Raw genomic sequence first — 21,840 nt, 5'->3', positions numbered from 1 at the left:
CCGTCTAGTTTGCTGAAATTTTCATACATGTCGAGAAGAAATTGTGCTCAAGGTAGAGTTTTTAGCCGGATATAGTGAGAAGACGGTCAGAATACTGATGAGCGGCTGTTTGATATTGACACAATCAACCGGCTCAAAGCGATACTTGGACGGATTCGCGTTATGCAAAGGCCATTCAGGAAAGATGAAAAAGGCCAGCAGAGCTGGCCTTTGGAACTAGAGAGATAACAGCAGGTGTTATGGCATGGTTGTCATCAGGCTGGAGTTACTCACTGTGATGTTTCCTTCGGTCAGGAAGGTTTTTGCCTGCGCTTGCATTTCAGCTGTGATGTCTGGGTCGGTTTTCGGATCCAGCAGTGAACTGTGGTCTCCGCTGACAAAAATGCCTGCAGATTTAGTGACGCCAGATACAGTATTTACAAACTGTTCGAAGCCGCTGTTAATCAACGGCAGTGTGCCGCCAAACGGAGAGTATTGTTTCGTTGAATCTGCAGTCAAGCCGTTGGGAATCACTTCATCGTTTTGCACCATAGTCAGGTATTGCTGGGTTGTACTGTCGACCTGACCAATGAGGTTAATCGGGTCAACGGTATCCAGCACTGACTGTGCAGCATAGGCAAACTGAGACAGAGTGCCATCAACAACTGCTTTTTGTGCGTCAGATGCTTTACTGTAGAACAACGCATAACAGTCGCTATCTGTCGCGCCCTGGCAGTAAGTTTGTTTAAAGCCTTGATAATCGGAACTGGCTTTTGATAACAGCTTGTCTTTAATTACAGGACCAAATTTTGTCGAGTTGAGTAACAGATATGCAATGCCTGCTCCAGGGTTGGCATATTGAGCCCGATCGATTCTGAAAGCACCATACTCAGTGGCTTTTTCTGTCGGATCAGTAATGTCCAGTACAGGCTTGTTCGCCGTCGCTGCAAAGCCAATGCCTGTCATTGCGCCCAGAGAGTGGCCGATGTAGTTCACACCAACAATCTCATTGGATGTGTTTTTCGGCGACAATATTGTGAGAGGTTTGGCTGGATTTGGTGTTCCGGCAGCGTTCATCTGGAACTGCAGACCAAGCGCGGTACGCAGGCTGAGTGTATCTGTAATGGATTCACGGAAATTATCCCGAGCAATGTTGAGGTATTCCAGATTCATATAAACTTCTGGAGAGCTCTCTTCGGTGACATATGTTGTCCCGCCGTCCACAATGCCGCGATCACCATGTAATGGATGATCGATAGCAATCAGCGCCATACATTTACCATTCAGAGCTGTCGGAGCAAGTGCCAGAACCGAACTTTTGTCAGCGGTGATACCGTGCTGGAAAATCGTAACTGGGATACCTGTACCGCCACCAAGTTCAGTAAGGCAATTGGCTTGTGCAGGCATAACAAGGGTATATGGAACAGATTCCATTGACTTCAGCTGAGGAATCGGACTGTACTGAGAAATCACGCGCTCTGCATCAAGTTGACTTCCGTTTGCCAAGGTCAGTTTCGCACCGGTTAATGCCGAAATCACTTTTTTCTGAACTGCAGCATCGGTTTGCACGTTTGCCATATCTTCCACAGTGATAGCCGGTGTTAATCCACCCAGTTGTTTTACGATTGCAGCTTTATCTGCATCAATGCCATTTTCCAGAACATGTTTGATTTTAGCCAGGCTAGGCATGCCGCTTTGCCAAGGTGTTGTATTCCAGGAGCCCGCTTTTGTTTCAAGGAAGTAAGGTATCTTGACTGTGCCTTGGTAAGCTTTGATGGAAAGTCCGTTAAAAATTGGAGTGAGAGTGTCCCCGAGAAAATCGGTAATGTCAGTTGGTGTGTCACTGTTAAAGGTGAACATACCAGTGGTATCGACATTATTGGGGTTTGCAGTACCTTTCCAGATTGTATTGGCATTTCCTGTTGTACCCACGGCTTCAGCTGAAAGAGCAATTGCTCCTTTCGTTGCATAAAGCACGCTACCTGCGGATGTTGTTGTGAACCAGCTGGAATAAATGATCGTATCTGTATCAATACCAGTCATACCGCTGATTAAGCTTTCGACGCCTTGGGTAATCTTCTGCGGGGTGATGAGTTCAGCATTTGCTGGTGTTCTTTTTGACTTCATCACAGCATAAGAGTTGCTCATGCCGACGGCATTTCCATTGATGTCTTTCAAATCATTGGTTAGCGCGAACATGTAATTGCTAGTCAGATCCAATGGCTTAAGCGGCATAACGGTGAGCGATGAACTTGAAGGCACGATCACATAATCAACACCTTCAGTAAGCTGTACTGGTGTTGTTGTGGACGCAGTGCCATCAAGGGGACTACCAGTTTTGAATAAGTAAAAACTACCAGTAACGGTATTTGTATTGATGTTTTTTCCGGAAAAGTTAATCACAATTGGCTGTGTTGTACTCCAGCCATCAGCTTTGCCCAGCGCAACTTTGGGATCGCTTAAGTCTGAAGGATCCGCGGCACTATCATCCGTCTTGATGGTTCCGTCTGTGCTGTCCATGATCAGAAATGAAGGCAGGATAGGCGCTTTTGTTTTTGAGATAATATCAAAAACCACTTTTGTCTCTGCGTTTAAACTGTCCTGAATTTTTGGATCAACACTTGGATCTCCGTTTAAGCTCAGCTCATCCCCGCAACCAGTCAAACCGATGCTGGCACCAACTAATAACGCAATTAGTTTTTTATTCATTTTATTACCCTTAAATTCTTGAAAGATCATCACTGTGAACGATTTAGAAGGTGTAGTTCACCTGACCTGCGCTGATAATCGCGCCACCTGTCGATTTGTTTGAGAAGCCATCTTCAGTGAATGTCATCTCTTTAGCTGCCAGATAAGCAAATCCGAAATCAAACGACAGATCTTCATTGTGTTTGTAGGTAAAGCCTGCGCTATACCAGTGGCGGTCAGTATCCGGAATACTCAGGGTTGGTTTACCTGCTTGTTCATCCAGCGCATACCCTGCACGAATCGTCCAATGAGGATTTAAGGAATAGGTTGTACCAATGGCGTAGCGGAAATTATCGTCGTAATCTTCTTCTTTCAGCAGACATAAGCCTTCAGTGCCATCTGTATATGTGCATTCGCTGCCAGTAGCACGTAGTTCCTCGAACTTACTGTACTGGGTCCATTGGACGCTGTAATGCACTGCCCATTTGTCAGCAACCTGGTGGAATCCAGAGAACTCTGCAATAGCCGGTAATACGACAGTCAAATCGCCAGAAACAGTGTTGTTTGGTGTTCCTGTAAAGAGGCCAATGTTGTCAGTAAAATCACCCTCAAAATCTAAATCGGTTTGAGAGCGGTAGCTCAAGCCGAAGCGGTGATCTTTATTGACTTCGTACAGCGCCCCAATATTCCAGCCAAACCCAAAACTGTCGCCTTCTAAGCCGATAATTTGATCGGATGCACTGTTGCCTAGGTTCGTTGAACCGGAATAACGGTGGAGCTCAGCTGTGCCGTATATCAGGCTGACACCCAACCCTAAGCTGAGGTTATCATTCACACGATAACCGACGCTTGGGTTGAGATTAACAGTAATTAAAGATGTTTTACCTGCCGATAGGCCAGCTTGGAAAGCTTGTGGGTATTCAGTTGTAACGCCATAGTTTGAAAACATGGCAAGACCCAAAGCCAGTTTGTCGTCGATTGGGTTGATATAGTATGCGGCTGGCACAATACCTAGCGGGGCAATGTCTTTCGCCGTTTGAGTTGAACTGACATTTGGATTTAAGTCAGTACTTTCAATATCAATCGATGGATCGACAATGCTCAGCGCACCGGAAAAAGTGCGTTGCTTGAACAGGGTCGATGCGGCGGGGTTACGGGCCAGCACTGCGGCATTATCGGCAATCGCGGCTTCACCGGCGAAAGCCCGGCCTAAACCGCTGGCGGAGTGTTCAGCTACCTGGAAACCAGCACTTTGCGCCTGGAGGGATGTCAGCGCGGCGGCCACGGCGAGTGCGGTTACATGAAATCTTTTGGACATTCTGCTGCCTCTCTTGTTGTTTATTATTGATATGCTTCGCGTTCTTCAATCCATGAATGAATGGTGAATCAGCTTGTAGACACGGAGTATAAGGATTCGCTACGCCAATGTTAACCATATGTAACAGGGTGTTTGGGCGAAGAAAAGCACATTTGAACGCTGTATTATTTATTTCCGTTTTAAACTGATGTTTGATTAATTTTGGACGTTTGTTTCATTTTTGTAAAAAGGCCCAGCATAGCTGGGCTTTGGTAGGAGGTCTGATGAGTATTTGTTCTTCAGGTCTGACCTTAAGCTTCTTCTGCTGTTTGAAGTGCAGCGACGGGCCATCCACCTAATTTTTTCCATTTGTTAACGATCTCACAAAATAATTCTGCGGTTCGTTCGGTGTCATAGAGGGCTGAATGCGCTTCTTTGTTACAAAATGGAATATTCGCTGCTTCACAGGCTTTTGCCAGCACCGTTTGACCGAATGCCAGGCCACTCAGTGCCGCAGTATCAAAGGTGGCAAAAGGATGAAAGGGAATGCGCTTCAGTTTGGCCCTTTCAGAGGCGGCCATGACGAAGCTGTGATCAAAGTTCGCATTATGCGCGACCATGATGGCGCGGGAGCAGCCTTCTTCCTTTTGCTCTTTCCGTATGACTTTATAGATTTCTTTCAGGGCTTCTTCTTCTGTCACCGCACCACGTAATGGGCTGAACGGATCTTTGATACCGTTAAAATCCAATGCTTCCTGATGGATAACCGCACCTTCAAAAGGCGTAATGTGAAAATGCAGTGTGCTGGCAGGTTTGAGCCATCCTTCTTCGTCCATGGTCAGGGTGACAGCACAGATTTCAAGCAGGGCATCCGTGTTGGCGTTGAAACCGGCCGTCTCGACATCGACAACGACAGGAAAGAAACCACGAAAGCGACTTTTCAGGGTATTTAATGTGTTTTCTTGGCTCATGATAATGTTGCTGATAAAAATGAGGCCAGCATTATGTCAGATCTGGTTCAGAAGCTAAACCCTTGCCGCTAAGGTGTGATGGCAGGGCAGGGATACTGAGAGGTTGTCAGAAAGATAAACGGCGGCTAAAGATTTTGCGACAAAATCCGATACAATACCCAGTACTTGCAAGTAGGTTATACCGGGATGATAAAAATGACGTTGCCATTGAAGCTGGGAGCTTGGTCTTTAGCGCTGATCGGCGCCTGTTCGCCAGCTTGGGCGGGAAAATATTATGTTGCGACACCTGGGGAATCCACCTGGGAAATGGTGGTGGATACACCTCTGGAATGTCAGTTGCAGCATGCCATTCCGAATTTTGGTCAGGCGCAGTTTACATCCCGTGCCAGCAAAAAAATGAACCTCGACTTTGAACTGAAAATGCGGCGCCCGCTGGGACAGACCAGCAATGTCAGCCTGGTGTCTATGCCTCCGCGATGGCGTCCCGGTGATGCCGCAGAGCCATTGACGCGTCTGAAATTCTTTAAGCAGTTTGACGGTTATGTCGGTGGTCAGATGGCATGGAACATGTTGTCGGAACTTGAAGAAGGGAAAATACCGACCTTCAGTTATCAGGACTGGCAGCACAGAAACGAAAGGATTGAAGTTGGCCTGTCTGCCGTGGCATTCAGTGCGGGATACAAGACCTTCAGTACCTGTCTGGCCAATTTGCTGCCGTATAACTTCGAGGACATTTCCTTTACTGTGCTGCATTACGATAAAAACAGCGATGAGCTGAACAAAGCATCACAGAAGCGTCTGGCGCAAATTGCGGATTTTATTAAATACAGTCAGGACATCGATTTAATCCTGGTCGCGACTTACAGTGATTCTTCTGGTGGAAAAAATACCAACCAGTCTTTATCAGAACGCCGTGCAGAAAAGCTGGAGCAGTATTTTGTCTCTTTGGGCCTGCCGAAAGATCGCATTGAGGTTCAGGGCTTTGGTGAGCGTCGCCCGATTGCGGACAACAGTACGCCGCTGGGCCGTAATAAAAACAGGCGTGTTGTGATTTCCATGGGCCGGACTTCCAGCCTGATGTAATTTGTGATGCCCTCATCCGCCAGTGACTGCGGATGAGGGCATAGGGCATTCACTGCAAGCGGAATCGGGCAATAAGCTCACACTGATTGCTGGTGGTGATATGCGCCACCTGTTTTGCCACTTTGGGGTTCGGGTGGCGTTTGAGAAAATCGATCAGCGCTGTCTTGCAACAACCCAAAGAGCTGATGAAAGCTTCGCAGTCACGGTTCGGGCATTGCGGAATCAGCGCCATGATCTGTTCGGAAGCCAGTTGCAGATATTTCAGCTCGTAGTCGCCGTCTCCCTGCTTTCGCCAGAAACTGGCCATGTTGTGACAGGCCGTCACTTTAATGGCGAGTAATTCTTCCAGCTCATCCAGACTCCCGTCGACAGGTTCAAGTTGCTGCGATTCAGACAGCGCAAGCTGATAATGGATCACTGACATCATGGGCTTATGGTCTTTTTCTGCTTCTGCTGCCAGCAAGGTGTGCATTTCCCACCGTGACACGTTCATGAGTACATTTCCTTCTTATTGGTGAAGTGCATCCAGGTAATGCTGCTCTACCTGATCCCAGTCAACCACCTGCCACCAGGCACTGATGTAGTCGGGGCGCTTATTTTGATACGTCAGGTAGTAAGCATGTTCCCACACATCCAGGGCAAGGATTGGGGTGCCGCGGCTTTCCACCACATCCATCAGGGGGTTATCCTGATTCGCGGTTGAGGAAATCTCTAATCGCCCGTCAGTGACAGACAACCAGATAAAGCCTGAGCCGAAATGGGCTGCAGCGGCGTCTGAAAAGGCAGTTTTGAAATCATCAAAGCTGCCAAAGTGGCATCGAATCGCTTCTGCCAGCAGGCCGACAGGCTGTCCACCGCCATTGGGTGACATGCACTGCCAGTATAGGTTGTGGTTGTAATAACCCCCGCCGTGATTTCTGACTGCAGGACTGAATTCGGAGACCCGCGAGAAAATATCTTTGAGGGTGAGTTGTTCGAGCCCGGTGTTTTCAATGGCGCTGATAAATTTATCAAAGTAGGTTTTATGATGACGGCTGTGATGCACTTCCATGGTTTTGGCATCAATATAAGGTTCGAGTGCATCATAGGGATAGGGTAGCGCTGGGAAAGTAAATGACATAAAAGTTCCTCCTGTATTACGCAAATAATAATGAGATCGTTTCTCATTATCAATAGTGATGAATCATGTACTGATGCCAGTTCTCATTATTGAAGAGGAGAGATAGCCAAAACACGCTAGATTGATAGAAGCAAGGATCGTTGATCCGACATAACAATAGAAAAAGCGTGGTGAAAAAATGAAACGGCAACTCTTGGCTATGGTGATAATGATCGCCGCATCTTCCGCCTTTGCGGACGACAAAGACGTAGTGAATAGCGGCTTAGAAACAATGAAAGAGGAGGTTGCGGCAGCGACTCAAGCTCAGCTCATTACTAAGGAGCAGGCTGAAGAGATGGGGCTAAACCGATCAGCCACTTATGAGGTGTTCAGTTCTATCAGTCCGGAAAACCTGACGGAGAACGTGATAGAAAAACTGAAAGAATCAAAAATGCCGTACTACTCAGTGGATGTCATGGATCCTGGCAGTCAGGAAGAAAACTATCGGGCGGAAGTGACAGAATATTTTGGCAAAGTGGAATAGCCACTCATCGATGTGCTCGTGCGTAACAAGAGGGCAGAAACGATTCTGCCCTCTTTGCGTTTCGTGTTATCCGGTTTATCAGCTGCGCTGAATCAGCTCAATCTGATAGCCGTCAGGATCGCGCACAAAGGCAATATGCGTTGTGCCGCCTTTGACTGGCCCAGGTTCGCGGGTAACATTCCCCCGGAAGCTTTTATGGCCTCACAGGTGGTATAGATATCATCGACACCAATGGCGATGTGACCGTAAGCATTGCCCAGGTCGTATTCACTGGTGCCCCAGTTATAAGTGAGTTCGATGACTGCACCTTCGGATTCATCCGAATAACCGACAAAAGCCAGAGTGTACTGATAGGCTTCGTTATCTGACTTTCTTAACAGCTTCATGCCCATGATGTCTGTGTAGAAAGCGATTGAACGGTCCAGATCACCCACACGTAACATGGTATGCAGAATGCGTCCGTTTGCCATTTTTTTCTCCTCAGAGTAGAGCTTATTCAGCGGGATAGACTTTGTCTTTGAATTCACAGAGATCTTCAATAATGCAGCTACCGCAGCGGGGCTTGCGGGCCACACAGGTGTAACGTCCATGCAGGATCAGCCAGTGATGGACATCAACTTTGAATTCTTTCGGCACCACTTTCAGCAGTTTTTGTTCGACTTCGTCGACATTCTTGCCCATGGCGAATTTGGTGCGGTTGGACACCCGGAAGATATGGGTATCGACAGCAATCGTCGGCCAGCCAAAAGCGGTATTGAGCACGACGTTGGCGGTTTTACGGCCGACGCCCGGTAAGGCTTCCAGTGCTTCACGGTTTTCAGGGATTTCACCGCCGTGTTTCTCAACCAGAATCCGGCAGGTTTTGATGACATTTTCCGCTTTAGCATTAAACAGACCGATGGTCTTGATGTGCTCTTTCACACCCTCGACCCCCAGCGCCAACATGTCTTCCGGCGTGTTGGCGACAGGATACAGCCTGGCGGTGGCTTTGTTGACGCTGACATCGGTTGCCTGCGCTGACAGCAATACGGCTATCAGCAATTCAAACGGGTTGCTCCAGTGAAGTTCCGTTTCCGGGTGCGGGTTATTCGCCCGCAATCGCTCAAGGATTTGAACGCGTTTCTGATTGTTCATGCTCGCTTCCTAAGTTCGGCAGGGCAGGAGACCGGCACAGATAAAAATTGTAGGGAATGCCAGTCACCGTGATCAATGTTGCTGAGCTTCCACCCTCATGAAAGGCTCGTGGAAATCAGTTGGCAGAGGTAATACGAACCCGTTCAATCTCAGGTTTTTTCTCTGCGGTCTGTGTTCTCTCTGCCTGTTTTTTGTCAATGATGTTCTTTAGGGCGATCAGGAACCCGACACCAATAAAGGCCCCCGGTGGCAGCATCGCCAGCAGGAAATTGTTCTCAGTGCTGAAGACTTCGATTCGCAGCACTGAGGCCCAGTCACCCAGCAGCCGGTCGGCCCCGTCAAACAAGGTGCCGTTACCCAGAATCTCACGTCCTGCACCCAACACTACCAGTACAGATGTCATGCCCAGCCCCATCCAGAGCCCGTCAATCACGGCTGGCATAGGTGCATTTTTTGAGGCAAAGGATTCGGCGCGACCAATGATGATGCAGTTGGTGACGATCAGAGGAATAAAGATCCCCAGGGATAAAAACAGGCCGTAAGTGTAAGCGTTCATCAGCAGCTGGACACAGGTGACCAGCGCCGCAATGATCATCACAAAGATCGGAATACGGACTTCGTTTGGCACCCATTCCCGAATGAGAGACACAATCAGGTTAGAACCCACTAACACCAACGTGGTGGCAATACCCAGTCCAAGGGCGTTGGTGACTGTGGCAGAGACTGCCAGCAGCGGGCACAAGCCCAGAAGTTGCACGATAGCCGGGTTGTTGTGCCACATCCCGTTTGCCATCAGTTCTTTATTTGGCGTTGAACTCATTTTGCTCAGGCTCCTTCGCAGTTAGCCGGTTGCGTAAAAAGCGTATTCTGATGCTGGTTAAAATACAGCGACACGCGTTTTACGGAATTCACCACGGCGCGCGGGGTAATGGTGGCACCGGTAAACTGATCAAAATCACCGCCGTCTTTACGTACAGCCCAGGCCGGGTCTTTCTCTCCGTTCAGTTTGCGTCCGGTAAAACTGTAAATCCAGTCAGTGATCCGGGTGTCAATTTTATCGCCCAGCCCCGGTGTTTCCTGATGCGCCAGGACACGTACCCCAGTGACTGTGCCTGCCATATCCAGCCCGACAATCAGTTTTATCGCACCGTTATAACCATCCGGTGCGATCGCTTCAATGGCAATGCCATTTGGTTGTCCGGCTTTGGTTGCCAGATAGGCCGGCATCGGCTCGCTGGTGCCAAGAAATGCCGGGTCACTGATCAGAATGCAGCTCTTGTAGAGCTCGTTGTCATGATTCTCTTTCGGAATCACCTGGTTGAGCACCTGCAGCAGCTGCTTTTGTTCCTGCTCTTGGATACGCGCCGCGGTGACCTGATGCGTCAGGGCAACCAGGGCAGTGGCAAGGAAAGCAGAAACAGCCAGAATGCCACCATTTTTTTGCATATTTTTCAGTATCATGGGTGCTCCTATGAATGACCGTAAGTCCGCGGGCGAGTGTAGTAATCGATCAGCGGAACACACATGTTGGCCAACAGGACGCTGAAGGCTACGCCATCCGGGAAACCACCAAAAGTGCGGATCAGATAGGTCAGAATACCAACCATGGCACCGAAAATCAGACGTCCGCGCAGGGTGGTGGATGCTGAAACGGGATCTGTGGCAATGAAAAAGGCCCCTAACATGGTCGCCCCTGAAAACAGATGAATCAAGGGAGACGCAGCACCATCCGGACTGATGATGTACCCAAGAAAGCTGATCACGAAAAGCGACGACAGCATGGCAACCGGAATTTGCCACTGAATAATCCGTAGCCTCAGCAGTACCATACCGCCCAGGAAGAAGCCCAGATTGACCCAGGTCCAGCCGATACCCGCCAGCGCACCAAACACCGGGCTTGCCATTGCTTCTGATGCAGTATAACCGGCTTTCATAGCCGTTTTGAGGGTATCCAGCGGTGTTGCCATGGTGACGCCATCAATGCCGTTACGTAACTGGTGAACACTGAAGCCATCAGCCGTAAAGCCGGTAAAGATCACATGCAGGCTTTCCATCAGAGTCACCGGATGATCACTGATTGAAGCCGGCGGCAGCCAGGATGTCATCGGCACCGGGAAGGAGATTAGCAGCACCACATAAGCGACCATGGCCGGATTAAACAGGTTCTGCCCCAGTCCGCCATACAGGTGTTTGGCAATGATGATGGCAAAGAAAATACCAATGACGGCTATCCACCACGGTGCCAGAGGCGGAATGGACAGACCCAGCAGAATGCCGGTCAATAAGGCGCTGTTGTCCCGAACCTGACGAAGGGGGCGTTTACGTATTGTCAGGACAAAGCATTCCGCCAGTACTGCCAGCGAACCGGCCAGTAAAACCTGAAAGACAACACCCCATCCGAAAAAATACCACTGGGCGGCAAATCCAAGGCCGCAGCAGAGAATGACATTTCGCATGATGTCATTGGTGCTGCGACGGCTGTGTGCATGGGGAGAACTGGCAATATTAAAAGCCACTACTTGTTTTCCTCGTTGGGTTTGTTGTTGTTTTCCGCACTCTTCTCAGCGGCTTCTTTCTCAGCCGCTTGCGTTGCTTTACGGGCTTTGGCACGGGCAATGGCTGCCGCGACCGCGGCTTTTTTTGCATCGGCCTGTGTGTCAGCTGCAGACTGATCGTCTGCGACTGCGTCAGACGGTTCGTCAGCTTGTGGTTCAGCCGCTTGGGCCGCTTTGCGGGCTTTGGCGCGGGCAATGGCTGCCGCGACAGCGGCTTTCTTCGCATCGGCCTGCGTGTCAGCTGCAGACTTATCGTCTGCGACTTTGTCTGCCGGTTCGTCAGCTTGTGGTTCAGCTGCTTGCGCTGCTTTACGGGCTTTGGCACGGGCAATGGCGGCCGCAACCGCGGCTTTTTTCGGATCGGCCTGCGTGTCAGCTGTCGCCTGATCGTCTGCGACTGCGTCAGCCGGTTCGTCAGCTTGTGGTTCAGCTGTTTGCGCTGCTTTACGGGCTTTGGCGCGGGCAATGGCTGCCGCGACCGCGGCTTTCTTCGCATCGGCCTGCGTGTCAGCTGTCGCCTGATCGTCTGCGACTGCGTCAGCCGGTTCGTCAGCTTGTGGTTCAGCTGCTTGGGCTGCTTTACGGGCTTTGGCACGGGCAATGGCTGCCGCGACGGCGGCTTTTTTCGGATCACCCTCAGACGGCTTGGCTGTTTCAGGCTCGGTGACCGACGTCTTGGCTTCCGCCGCGGCTTTGGCGGCTTTCTGTTCCCGGGCCTGGCGCTTACGCTCTTCGCGCAGTTTTGCCATTTCACTGTTGTCTGGCTGGGCGGTGTCACCCGGCGCAGCTGATTGTGCTTTTGCCAGCGCCTCAGCCTGTTTGGCTTTGGCTTTGGCAATTGCAGCGGCCACGGCAGGTTTCACCTCTGCACCGGCATCTGCTTCTTTTTTCGCTTTTACGCGAGCAATCGCGGCGGCCACAGCATCATCGCCGCCTTTGGCTGCCATGTCTTTGCGACGTTGTTCCGCCGCTTTCTGGAAGCGTTGCTCACGTTCTTCTTTTTCCCGTTCCATCCGGGCGTTTTTGGCCTCGAAGCGCTGCTTGGCACGTTCGGCACTTAACGCATCCTGCTTTCTGTGGCGGATTTCCGCTTTGGCCTGGCGATAATAGTGAACAAGAGGTATTTCGCTGGGGCAAACATAGGCGCAAGCCCCGCACTCGATGCAGTCGAACAGATTATATTCTTCACACTTGTCATAGTCGCCGTCTTTGGCGTACCACTGTAACTGCTGGGGTAACAGGGAAACCGGACACGCTTCAGCGCAGGCAGTACAACGGATACAGGACATTTCATCGCCTGGCGCACTGAGCTCTTTGCGACTTGGCGCGAGGATACAGTTAGCCGTTTTGGTGATGGGGACCTGAGTATGCGGCAAGGTAAAGCCCATCATCGGGCCGCCCATAATGACGCGCGGCTGTTTTTTGTCGATCGTATAGCCATGACGATTGAGCAATGCCTGCACAGGCGTGCCCAGTAAGGCCCAGGTATTACTGGGAGTACTGACGCTCTGACCCGTGATGGTCACCACACGCTGAATCAGCGGCTCACCGTCAATGACGGCTTTTTTTATCGCGTGCGCCGTGCCGATATTCTGCATCATAATGCCAATATCCGCCGGGATCCCCTGCGTCGGAACTTCTCTTCCGGTCAGAATTTTGATCAGCTGTTTTTCACCCCCGACGGGTATTTGGTCGGGATCACTCGGATCAGTATGTTGTCTTGTTCTTTCACCGACTGAGTCAGCGCGGCAATGGCTTCCGGCTTATTATCTTCAATTCCGATGACGGTCATTTTGGGTTTGAGGATATAGCTGATGATGCGGATGCCTTCCACGATTTCATCGGCATAATCCTGCATGAGTCGGTCATCGGCCGTGATATAAGGCTCACATTCGGCGGCGTTAATGATGAGCAGATCCGTTTTACCTGACGCGCTTTGCAGTTTGCGCGCGGTAGGAAAGCCTGCGCCGCCCATACCGGAAATACCACAGCTGCGGATATGCTCAATCAGATCCGCCGGTTCGGTTTCCAGGTAGTTGGAAATGGTGTGTTTAGCGCCCCAGCAGTCTTTTCCATCGGGTTTGAGGATGATGCAGCGATCGGATAAACCGGAAGGGTGGGCTATGGTCCTTGCTTCGATAGCAGCAATGACACCGGAGGTTGGCGCATGGACCGGAACACTCAGAGCGACATCGGTATGCGTCAGCGCCTGGCCTTTCAGTACCTGATCACCCACAGCAACAGACAGGCTGCCAACTGCGCCCAGGTGTTGTTTGAGCGGAATGACCAGCTCATCCGGTAAAAAGGCTTCAGAAACCGGGCTTTGGTTGGATTGTTTTTTTGTTCTGGCGGATGGATACCACCCGGAAAATCCCAAAGCTTTCCTAATTTGAGTTGTTCAATAATAGACAGCATGACGGTTATTCTACCTTTTGACCGTGGTGCTCAGTGGCAGGAAGATTGACCACGGGTATTTGATCCAGGTTCCAGCGCCAGCTTTCTGGCGTCGATTCAACCGGAATCATCTCAATGCAATCCGTCGGGCAGGGGGCAACGCAGAGATCACAGCCGGTACACTCATCTTTGATCACCGTATGCAGCGCTTTGGTCGCACCCGCGATAGCATCAACCGGACAGGCTTGGATGCACTTGGTACAGCCGATGCACATGTCCTCATGAATAAAGGCCACTTTTTTAATGCTTTTTTCTGCGTCATGGGCTGAATCTTTGACTTCAACACCCATTAAATCGGCCAGCTTTTCTATGGTCGCCTGTCCGCCCGGCGGACATTTATTGATCTCATCACCATTGGCTATCGCCTCGGCATAAGGACGACAGCCAGGATAGCCGCATTGACCGCACTGGGTCTGTGGCAGGATGGCATCGATCTGTTCAACAACCGGATCCGATTCGACTTTGAAGCGAACAGCGGCAAAGCCCAGGATCAGACCAAAAATCGCAGCAAGGACAGCGATAGCGATAATGGCAATTAAAATTCCGCTCATCATTACAGTTTAACCAGTCCGGTAAAGCCCATAAAGGCGAGCGACATCAGACCTGCCGTGATCATCGCAATGGATGCGCCTTTGAAGGGGAGGGGACGTCGGCAGCCGCAATACGTTCACGCATGGCCGCAAAAAGCACGAGCACCAGAGAAAAGCCGACAGCGGCGCCAAATCCGTACACTACGGATTCAATGAAATTATGACGTTCATTGATATTGAGCAGGGCGACACCCAGAACGGCACAGTTGGTCGTGATTAAGGGCAGGAAAATGCCCAGTAACCGATACAGTGTCGGACTGGTTTTGTGTACGACCATTTCTGTGAACTGAACAACGACCGCAATCACAAGAATAAAACTGAGTGTGCGCAGGTATTGAATGCCTAAAGGCTGCAAAATGTAAGCTTCGACCAAATACGCGCACACAGAAGCGAGTGTGAGGACAAACGTCGTGGCGAGCCCCATACCAATGGCGGTTTCCAGTTTTTTAGACACCCCCATAAACGGGCAGAGTCCCAGAAATTTGACCAAAACGAAGTTGTTGACCAGTACGGTGCCGATCAGAAGTAACAGGTATTCCGTCATACCAACTTTTTTATGCTTGCCAGTGAGCGGTACATTATCTGCCTTTGTGACGGCTATAACAACTCCTCAGAGAAAGGGTTTTTCAAGTTTGTTGCTCTTTTAGCCGAATTGAGGCGTAAATCGCTCCCAAATAGTCTCGTGTCAGAACAGGAAAAAATGACTTGATCTTTGCTAAACCAGAAGAGACAAGGGGTTGGGCTACTTATCCACGGAAACTGTGGATAACTGTGTTGATTGTGGTCGGGTAAACGGTAAAGCGGGCTACTTTCTTTATGAGTAATCTAATTGTAATCGATATCATGCAGGGCAGATAAGCTGCTGTTTCAGAGGAACAAGAAAGAAAACGAGAAAGCTGAAAAAATCAAATTAGAATTTTAGCTCTACACCCGGGTTCATAATCAGGAGACTGTGCATGAAAAAATGCGGTTTGAGGATAAGCTGTGGATGGTGAACTATTCGCAGCGCGTATATTTTCGCTGGGAATTTGACATGATCTATCACTTTTTTGACAGTGAACTGCCAGCAAGGCGCTTACTGAGGCGCATGATGTTACGTCGACATTTTGTCTGGGTCAATAGCTGATTTCACCTTTCTTGGTTGACAAGTATCTTGGTGGCCTCACAATGGACTCAGATCCAATTACCTGAACTTTTCGGATGATGTCATGAGTAAATCCTTCAATCTGGCTTCTGCATTTGCCCCGGCAGGGGATCAGCCGACAGCCATACAACAGTTATTGGAAGGTCTGGATTCCGGTCTGGCACACCAAACCCTGCTGGGTGTCACTGGCTCAGGGAAAACATTTACGATGGCCAATGTCATTGCCAGCGCAAACAGGCCGACCCTGATACTTGCCCCCAACAAGACTTTGGCTGCCCAGCTCTACGGGGAAATGAAAGAGTTCTTTCCGGAGAATGCGGTTGAGTACTTTGTCTCTTACTACGATTATTACCAACCAGAGGCCTATGTTCCTTCCACGGATACCTTCATAGAAAAAGATTCATCTGTGAATGCACATATCGAACAGATGCGTTTATCCGCCACGAAAGCGTTAATGGAACGCCGGGATGTGGTGATCATTGCCTCTGTATCGGCGATTTATGGGTTGGGTGATCCAGACTCTTATCTGAAAATGATGTTGCACGTGCGACGTGGTGACATGCTGGATCAGCGAGATATTCTGCGGCGGTTGGCAGAATTGCAGTACACACGCAATGATCTTGCCTTTGAGCGCGGCAACTTTCGGGTAAGAGGCGAGGTGATCGATATCTTTCCGGCAGAATCCGACCATGACGCGATTCGTATTGAGCTGTTCGATGATGAAGTGGATTGCATCAGCCGGTTTGACCCGCTGACCGGCGCTATCATTCAGAAAGATATGCCGCGGGCGACGATTTATCCGAAGACCCACTATGTCACCCCACGTGAACGTATCCTTGAAGCGGTTGAAAAAATCAAAGTCGATCTGGCAATTCGTCGTCAGCAGCTTATTGACAATCATAAGCTGGTGGAAGAGCAGCGAATTACCCAGCGCACGCAGTTTGATCTGGAAATGATGCATGAGCTTGGCTTCTGCTCGGGTATCGAAAACTATTCACGTTATCTCAGCGGTCGTGCGGAAGGCGAGCCACCACCAACGCTTTTTGATTACCTGCCGCCAGACGGCTTACTGATTATTGACGAATCGCACGTGACTGTCTCTCAGATAGGCGCCATGTACAGAGGTGACCGTTCTCGCAAGGAAAATCTTGTTGAGTACGGTTTCCGCCTTCCTTCCGCCCTTGATAACCGGCCTTTGAAGTTTGAAGAGTTCGAGTCTTTGGCGCCGCAGACGATTTATGTCTCTGCCACGCCCGGCGATTATGAAAAAAACAAATCCGGCAACGATATTGCGGAGCAGGTTGTACGTCCGACTGGCTTGCTGGATCCTGTGATTGAAGTCAGGCCGGTGTCCACTCAGGTTGACGATTTGTTGTCGGAAATCCGGCTTCGGGCCGCAATTAATGAGCGGGTGCTGGTGACCACCCTGACCAAGCGTATGGCCGAAGATCTGACCGAATACCTGGATGAGCATGGCGTCAGGGTCAGATATCTGCATTCAGACATAGATACAGTCGAAAGGGTCGAGATCATTCGTGATTTACGCTTGGGTGAATTTGATGTGCTGGTCGGGATTAACTTGCTGCGAGAAGGTCTGGATATGCCGGAAGTGTCCTTAGTGGCCATTCTGGATGCAGATAAAGAAGGTTTTCTGCGCTCTGAGCGTTCATTGATTCAGACCATTGGCCGGGCTGCGCGCAACCTGTCAGGAAAAGCCATTCTGTACGCCGACCGCATCACGGGCTCAATGCAGCGTGCAATGTCTGAAACCGAACGGCGCCGGGAAAAACAGGATGCGCATAACCGGGAAAGAGGTATCGAACCTAAGGCTCTGAATAAGCAGGTTGCGGATATCATGGAACTGGGTAAAGGACGTACACGCCGAGCCAGTAAAGCGGAGCAGCTACATCAAGTGGCGGAACGCCGGGGCAGCTATAACCTGATGTCTCCTCAGGAACTGGAAACTGAAATCCAGAAACTGGAAGCGCAAATGTATGATATGGCGCAGGAACTGGAATTTGAGAAAGCGGCACAGCTCCGTGATCAGATTCATTCGCTGCGCGAGCAGTTCATCGCCAACAGCTGAAAGTACTTCCCTGTCTGAAGGCAGCTTCCTGCTGCCCTTCTGCTGAAACGCAGCCAAAAAAAGCCAACCGTAAATTCTTCGGTTGGCATCATTGTTTAAGTGAAATATTCCACAAACAACGTCAGTTGGCTAGGTTGACTCTATCAGAGTCGGTTATATTAATGCAGCAAGCGTGCCAACTTTTAATAGTGTCTCGAAAAGCGATTATTTGGGATTTCTGGTCACCATGTCTGCACAAAAAAGTTATACTAGAGATAGTTTTTTGCATTTTGCAAACCGATTTGCAATGCGAAATGGTAAATGGCCGAGAATAGAAAAGTCAGCAGGCGGTAATTTTTTCTAGTGATTACAATGAGATCAGGGATACTGCGTCGGAGGATAAATGGATAACAAGCTGAAAGTACGACAAGTACTGATGGTAGAAGATACTGCATCAGTTGCGGCCTTGTATAAATCCTACCTTAATCCGTTAGGGTTAGACGTCAAAATAGTCGGTACAGGAACAGAAGCCCTGGCAGCGATGAAGGACTCAGTGCCTGAGCTGGTACTGTTAGATTTGCGATTGCCTGACATGACAGGCATGACGGTACTTGAGCAGGTACGTCAACAACACCCTAAGTTGCCCGTAGTGATCATGACGGCTCATGGCTCGATTGATGTGGCTGTGGAAGCGATGCGTTATGGCGCGAAAGATTTCCTGATCAAACCCTGCGAAGCGGATCGGCTGCGTATCACGGTGAATAATGCGCTGAAAAATGACAAAAACGACAATAAAACCATTTCAGTGACTCAGGGGGCGCAATATCAAGGCTTTATCGGAACCAGTCTGCCGATGCAGGCGGTGTATCGTGTGATAGAGTCCGCGGCGTCCAGTAAAGCAACCGTGTTCATTACCGGTGAAAGTGGCACAGGCAAAGAAGTGTGTGCCGAAGCCGTTCACGCCGCGAGCCCGCGTGCCAATTGTCCTTTTGTTGCACTGAACTGCGCCGCGATTCCCAAAGAGCTGATAGAAAGTGAACTGTTCGGCCATGTAAAAGGCGCGTTTACCGGTGCGCTGACAGAAAGACAAGGCGCTGTAGAGCTGGCAAACAAAGGCACCCTGTTTTTGGACGAGCTTTGCGAAATGGATTTGGAATTGCAAAGCAAATTGCTACGATTCATTCAGACTGGCACGTTTCAGAAGGTGGGTTCTTCTGTCACCAGCTCGGTGGATGTCCGCTTTGTTTGTGCCACCAACCGTAATCCCTGGGAAGAGGTTAAACAAGGGCGGTTCCGTGAAGACCTGTATTACCGCCTGCATGTTATTCCTATCAGTCTGCCGCCGCTTCGAGATCGCAGCGATGATGTCATTGAAATTGCTCATGCTTTGCTGGGACATATCTCGGTGGAAGAAGGGAAACGCTTCAGTCGCTTTTCGCCAGAGGTGATAGAACGCTTCCGCCAGCACACCTGGCCCGGGAATGTGCGTGAGTTGCAAAACGTTATCCGCAACATTGTTGTGCTCAATGATGGCGAAGAAGTACTCGTTCAGATGCTCCCTCCTTCCCTCAAGCACGTTTCTGGCGTTGAAATTGCATCAGTTCATGCTGTGTCCACATCATCTGTACCGGAACGTGGAACGGTTATCCACGCTTTGGATAGTTTGTCCGTTGTGAGTCCCAGTCAGATTGAACCATTGTGGAAGGTAGAGAAGCGGACAATACAGTCAGCAATCGCAGCCTGCGACGGGAATATTCCCAGAGCAGCCGGTTTACTGGAAGTCAGCCCATCGACCATCTATAGAAAATTACAGGCTTGGCAAGAGGCCGAGAGTAGTCAAAGGGAGAAAGAATAAATGACTGCCATGATTAATGAAGCAACATTAAAACGCTTGGCTGTTGAAGTTGGCCAGGAAACTGTTGCACTCTTGCTTGAAGTTTTCAGCGGCGAGTTAGAGCAATATTTGCAGCAATTAACTGAGCAGCCCAGCGTGATGCAAATCCGCGAGATTAGCCATGCGATCAAAAGCAGCGCCGCCAGTTTTGGGGCTGATGAATTAGCCCAAATGGCTCAGGAGTGTGAATCCAGAGTCAAACAGGGACAGGAATCCTGGGTCAATGATCACTTACCTGAGCTGCAACAGCTGGTGGGCGACATGGCGCAACAGTACCGGCACTTAGCGTCGAATCAGGAGGCCTTCAACCGCATTTTTTAGTTTCTGCCGGTCATGGCGCCATTCATGGTTGCGGGAGGCAAACTCCCCAACCACCTGATCATAGGCTTCGTTCAGCTCTGGCCTGTGTTTGTCTGACAGCACACCATCAATTTTTCTTCCTCCCATTGCCCTTTCACACCAGTACAACATGGTCTCAAGTGACATACTGCCTGCCGGCCCTTTTTCTTTATCGAGATTGGCAATGAAATAGACGGGCGCATCGCAGATTTTCAGTTCATGGGCAAGGTCATTTAACAGCAGTGGCGGCATGATACTGGTCAGAAAACTGCCCGGTCCAAGCAGGACAAGATCCGCTTCTTTTATTGCAATTAACGCTTCTTTTGTCGCGGGTACGGAAGGCTCGATGAACAGGCGCTTCGGGATTTGTTGCAGCTCATCAATACTGGTTTCACCGCTAATGATATGACCGTCGGGTAACCAGGCTGCCAGATCCGTCGGGTGTTCTGACATCGGGAGGATCTGAGTCTCCACGTGCAGGATTTCCCGGATCAGGTTGATGGCTTCAAGCGGACGAATACATAAGTTGTCCAATGCAGTCAGAATGAGATTGCCAAGATTATGCCCGTTCAGATCGCCATTACCTCTGAACCTGTATTCAAATAACATGGAGCCAATAGACGGCTCGGTGATTAACTGATTGATACAGTTTCTGGTATCTCCCCAGGCAATGCCGCCCATGGAGGCTCTGATACGCCCGGTAGAGCCGCCATTGTCAGTGGTCGCCACGATGCCTGTGACATTTGAACCAAAGCAGGAAAGGGAAGACAGAATTCGCCCAAGGCCGTGACCACCGCCAATCGCGACAATTCTGGCAGAGGATGGAGATACATGGCTGCTCATAGGTTTTGGAATGCTCGTTATTGAATCATGTGCTGGATGGAAAGTGTACCCAAGGGCGGGCGAGTGGGAAAGCGGCATTCCGCTGCAGTGGAATAAAATGTGCAGCCAGCACATATTTCAGTGCTGGCCGGCGATCAATGGTCAGTGATTTTGCTGCATGATGCTCTGAAGATAATCGTACGTATTCAGGCAGTTCGGTGCGGTCAGCAAGGCCTGCTTCTGAAATGCCGGCAGTGGCAGTAATTCAAGCCAGCGTTGGCATAACCAGCTGAGATTATTCAGATATTTTGTCTGATGCAGTTTGTCCAGCTCCGGGTGATTGTTAAACATCACCTGAAGTTTTTCAGCCAATGGTTGCTGATCATCACGCAGAGTCATATCAGGCCACTGGGGAATGTCTTCCGGATCAGCATAAAATACGCCATTGTCTGCTTGATCTAACGATTTTATCCGGAAGTTACTGTGTCCGTATAAAGTCGCGATCAAAGCACCATCCTGACTGGAAATGTCAAAATCTTCGACAGTAACCCGGGTACCTATATAGCAAAAATGCTGGCCATGCTCATCTTCATCGAACATACAGATACCGAAGCCATTGCCAGATGCCAGGGCAACTTTGAATGTCTCCATCTGGCTGCCGGGCGGGATACGTACTGGGATCCGACCGCCTGGCAGGATGTGACGCTGTTGAAATATCAGTGGGATCATGTCACTCATTGTCGGCTCCAATTTTTTCATTTTAGTTGGTCTTTGGTCTCATCGACGTTGCTTAACATACCTACTGCAAATTGGATGCCGGATTTTCATATGCAGTATCGCTCTGTCATAAATTTTCCATCGTTTTGAAATGCAAATCGCTTTGCAAATTGCAAATATCCCTCTGCAAATTGCATGAACAGGTAGCATAACTGTTTGTGGCAATCCTACTTATGATTGGCGATGATTTTCATTGCAGCATCACTGGGTAACAGTTCTAAATGATTTTGCTCGTCAAAATACCAGCCCTTGATTAACCCTTTGCTTCTCATATCAGTAAAGCTGTCTATAACTTGCTTGGCCTGACTGCGGGCAAGATGGGCATCAATCCCTTCTTCCCGTTGCAGATACAATGCAATGTCTTCAACCGTTGCAGATTCTACAATGTCCGACATACCCCCTCCC

General features: G+C 49.7%; 18 protein-coding genes and 3 pseudogenes. 5 read left to right on the top strand and 16 right to left on the bottom strand.

Annotated features, from left to right (window positions below):
• Positions 1-237: 237 nt before the first annotated feature.
• The 3 genes from P4S53_RS19610 to rnt form a co-directional block, all read right to left on the bottom strand.
• Positions 238-2,688 (bottom strand): VolA/Pla-1 family phospholipase, encoded by a 2,451-nt coding sequence (locus P4S53_RS19610; protein ID WP_337114009.1) that lies wholly within the window; start codon positions 2,686-2,688, stop codon positions 238-240.
• Between the two features lie 43 nt (positions 2,689-2,731).
• Positions 2,732-3,985, bottom strand: a complete 1,254-nt coding sequence (locus P4S53_RS19605) for an outer membrane protein transport protein (protein WP_337114008.1) — start codon at positions 3,983-3,985, stop codon at positions 2,732-2,734.
• Positions 3,986-4,275: 290 nt separating this feature from the next.
• Positions 4,276-4,935: a ribonuclease T gene (gene rnt / locus P4S53_RS19600; RefSeq protein WP_337114007.1), complete on the bottom strand. Its 660-nt coding sequence runs from the start codon at positions 4,933-4,935 to the stop codon at positions 4,276-4,278.
• A 195-nt stretch (positions 4,936-5,130) separates the two neighbouring features.
• On the opposite strand from rnt, the gene motY reads away from it, so the two are divergent.
• Positions 5,131-6,018, top strand: a complete 888-nt coding sequence (gene motY, locus P4S53_RS19595; RefSeq protein ID WP_337114006.1) for a flagellar protein MotY — start codon at positions 5,131-5,133, stop codon at positions 6,016-6,018.
• Positions 6,019-6,067: 49 nt separating this feature from the next.
• Here the strand turns inward: motY and P4S53_RS19590 are convergent, their stop codons facing one another.
• The gene (locus P4S53_RS19590) at positions 6,068-6,511 is read right to left on the bottom strand and encodes a DUF2753 family protein (protein WP_337114005.1); all 444 of its coding nucleotides are present in this window, start codon (positions 6,509-6,511) and stop codon (positions 6,068-6,070) included.
• 15 nt (positions 6,512-6,526) lie between these two features.
• On the bottom strand, positions 6,527-7,138 hold the full coding sequence (locus tag P4S53_RS19585) for a superoxide dismutase (RefSeq protein ID WP_337114004.1): 612 nt from the start codon (positions 7,136-7,138) through the stop codon (positions 6,527-6,529).
• Between the two features lie 178 nt (positions 7,139-7,316).
• Between P4S53_RS19585 and P4S53_RS19580 the strand changes: the two genes are divergently transcribed.
• Positions 7,317-7,661: a hypothetical protein gene (locus P4S53_RS19580; RefSeq protein WP_337114003.1), complete on the top strand. Its 345-nt coding sequence runs from the start codon at positions 7,317-7,319 to the stop codon at positions 7,659-7,661.
• Between the two features lie 78 nt (positions 7,662-7,739).
• Here the strand turns inward: P4S53_RS19580 and gloA are convergent.
• The 8 genes and pseudogenes from gloA to rsxA all read right to left on the bottom strand — a co-directional run bounded on the left by gloA (position 7,740) and on the right by rsxA (position 14,938).
• Positions 7,740-8,131 (bottom strand): annotated as a pseudogene (gene gloA, locus P4S53_RS19575) (lactoylglutathione lyase).
• Positions 8,132-8,153: 22 nt separating this feature from the next.
• Positions 8,154-8,795: an endonuclease III gene (gene nth, locus P4S53_RS19570; protein WP_337114002.1), complete on the bottom strand. Its 642-nt coding sequence runs from the start codon at positions 8,793-8,795 to the stop codon at positions 8,154-8,156.
• Positions 8,796-8,910: 115 nt separating this feature from the next.
• Entirely contained in the window at positions 8,911-9,615 is a 705-nt protein-coding gene (locus P4S53_RS19565; RefSeq protein ID WP_337114001.1) for an electron transport complex subunit E, read from the bottom strand.
• Positions 9,616-9,620: 5 nt separating this feature from the next.
• Positions 9,621-10,253, bottom strand: coding sequence for an electron transport complex subunit RsxG (gene rsxG, locus P4S53_RS19560; RefSeq protein ID WP_337114538.1), 633 nt, complete (start codon positions 10,251-10,253; stop codon positions 9,621-9,623).
• Between the two features lie 11 nt (positions 10,254-10,264).
• Positions 10,265-11,311, bottom strand: coding sequence for an electron transport complex subunit RsxD (gene rsxD / locus P4S53_RS19555; RefSeq protein ID WP_337114000.1), 1,047 nt, complete (start codon positions 11,309-11,311; stop codon positions 10,265-10,267).
• Positions 11,311-13,765: pseudogene (gene rsxC / locus P4S53_RS19550) on the bottom strand (electron transport complex subunit RsxC). Before rsxC ends, rsxD begins: the two are co-directional and overlap by 1 nt.
• A gap of 5 nt (positions 13,766-13,770) precedes the next feature.
• Positions 13,771-14,355: an electron transport complex subunit RsxB gene (gene rsxB / locus P4S53_RS19545; protein ID WP_337114537.1), complete on the bottom strand. Its 585-nt coding sequence runs from the start codon at positions 14,353-14,355 to the stop codon at positions 13,771-13,773.
• Between the two features lie 2 nt (positions 14,356-14,357).
• Positions 14,358-14,938: pseudogene (gene rsxA / locus P4S53_RS19540) on the bottom strand (electron transport complex subunit RsxA).
• Between the two features lie 664 nt (positions 14,939-15,602).
• Between rsxA and uvrB the strand changes: the two are divergent.
• The 3 genes from uvrB (at position 15,603) to P4S53_RS19525 (ending at position 19,818) form a co-directional block, all read left to right on the top strand.
• On the top strand, positions 15,603-17,624 hold the full coding sequence (gene uvrB, locus P4S53_RS19535) for an excinuclease ABC subunit UvrB (protein WP_337113999.1): 2,022 nt from the start codon (positions 15,603-15,605) through the stop codon (positions 17,622-17,624).
• Between the two features lie 382 nt (positions 17,625-18,006).
• Complete coding sequence (luxO, locus tag P4S53_RS19530; protein WP_337113998.1) at positions 18,007-19,458, top strand: quorum-sensing sigma-54 dependent transcriptional regulator LuxO; 1,452 nt, start codon at positions 18,007-18,009, stop codon at positions 19,456-19,458.
• Positions 19,459-19,818, top strand: coding sequence for an Hpt domain-containing protein (locus P4S53_RS19525; protein WP_337113997.1), 360 nt, complete (start codon positions 19,459-19,461; stop codon positions 19,816-19,818).
• Here the strand turns inward: P4S53_RS19525 and yvcK are convergent.
• The 3 genes from yvcK to P4S53_RS19510 form a co-directional block, all read right to left on the bottom strand.
• Positions 19,780-20,679 (bottom strand): uridine diphosphate-N-acetylglucosamine-binding protein YvcK, encoded by a 900-nt coding sequence (gene yvcK, locus P4S53_RS19520; protein WP_337113996.1) that lies wholly within the window; start codon positions 20,677-20,679, stop codon positions 19,780-19,782. The genes P4S53_RS19525 and yvcK overlap by 39 nt on opposite strands.
• A gap of 141 nt (positions 20,680-20,820) precedes the next feature.
• Complete coding sequence (locus P4S53_RS19515) at positions 20,821-21,396, bottom strand: LON peptidase substrate-binding domain-containing protein (RefSeq protein ID WP_337113995.1); 576 nt, start codon at positions 21,394-21,396, stop codon at positions 20,821-20,823.
• A gap of 206 nt (positions 21,397-21,602) precedes the next feature.
• Positions 21,603-21,830 (bottom strand): hypothetical protein, encoded by a 228-nt coding sequence (locus tag P4S53_RS19510; RefSeq protein ID WP_027252790.1) that lies wholly within the window; start codon positions 21,828-21,830, stop codon positions 21,603-21,605.
• Positions 21,831-21,840: the final 10 nt, after the last annotated feature.

This window comes from Photobacterium sp. Hal280, from assembly GCF_037162255.1.
Lineage (GTDB): Bacteria > Pseudomonadota > Gammaproteobacteria > Enterobacterales > Vibrionaceae > Photobacterium.
The sequence above is the reverse complement of the archived record's forward strand: the minus strand, read 5'-3'. Positions and strand labels throughout refer to the sequence as shown.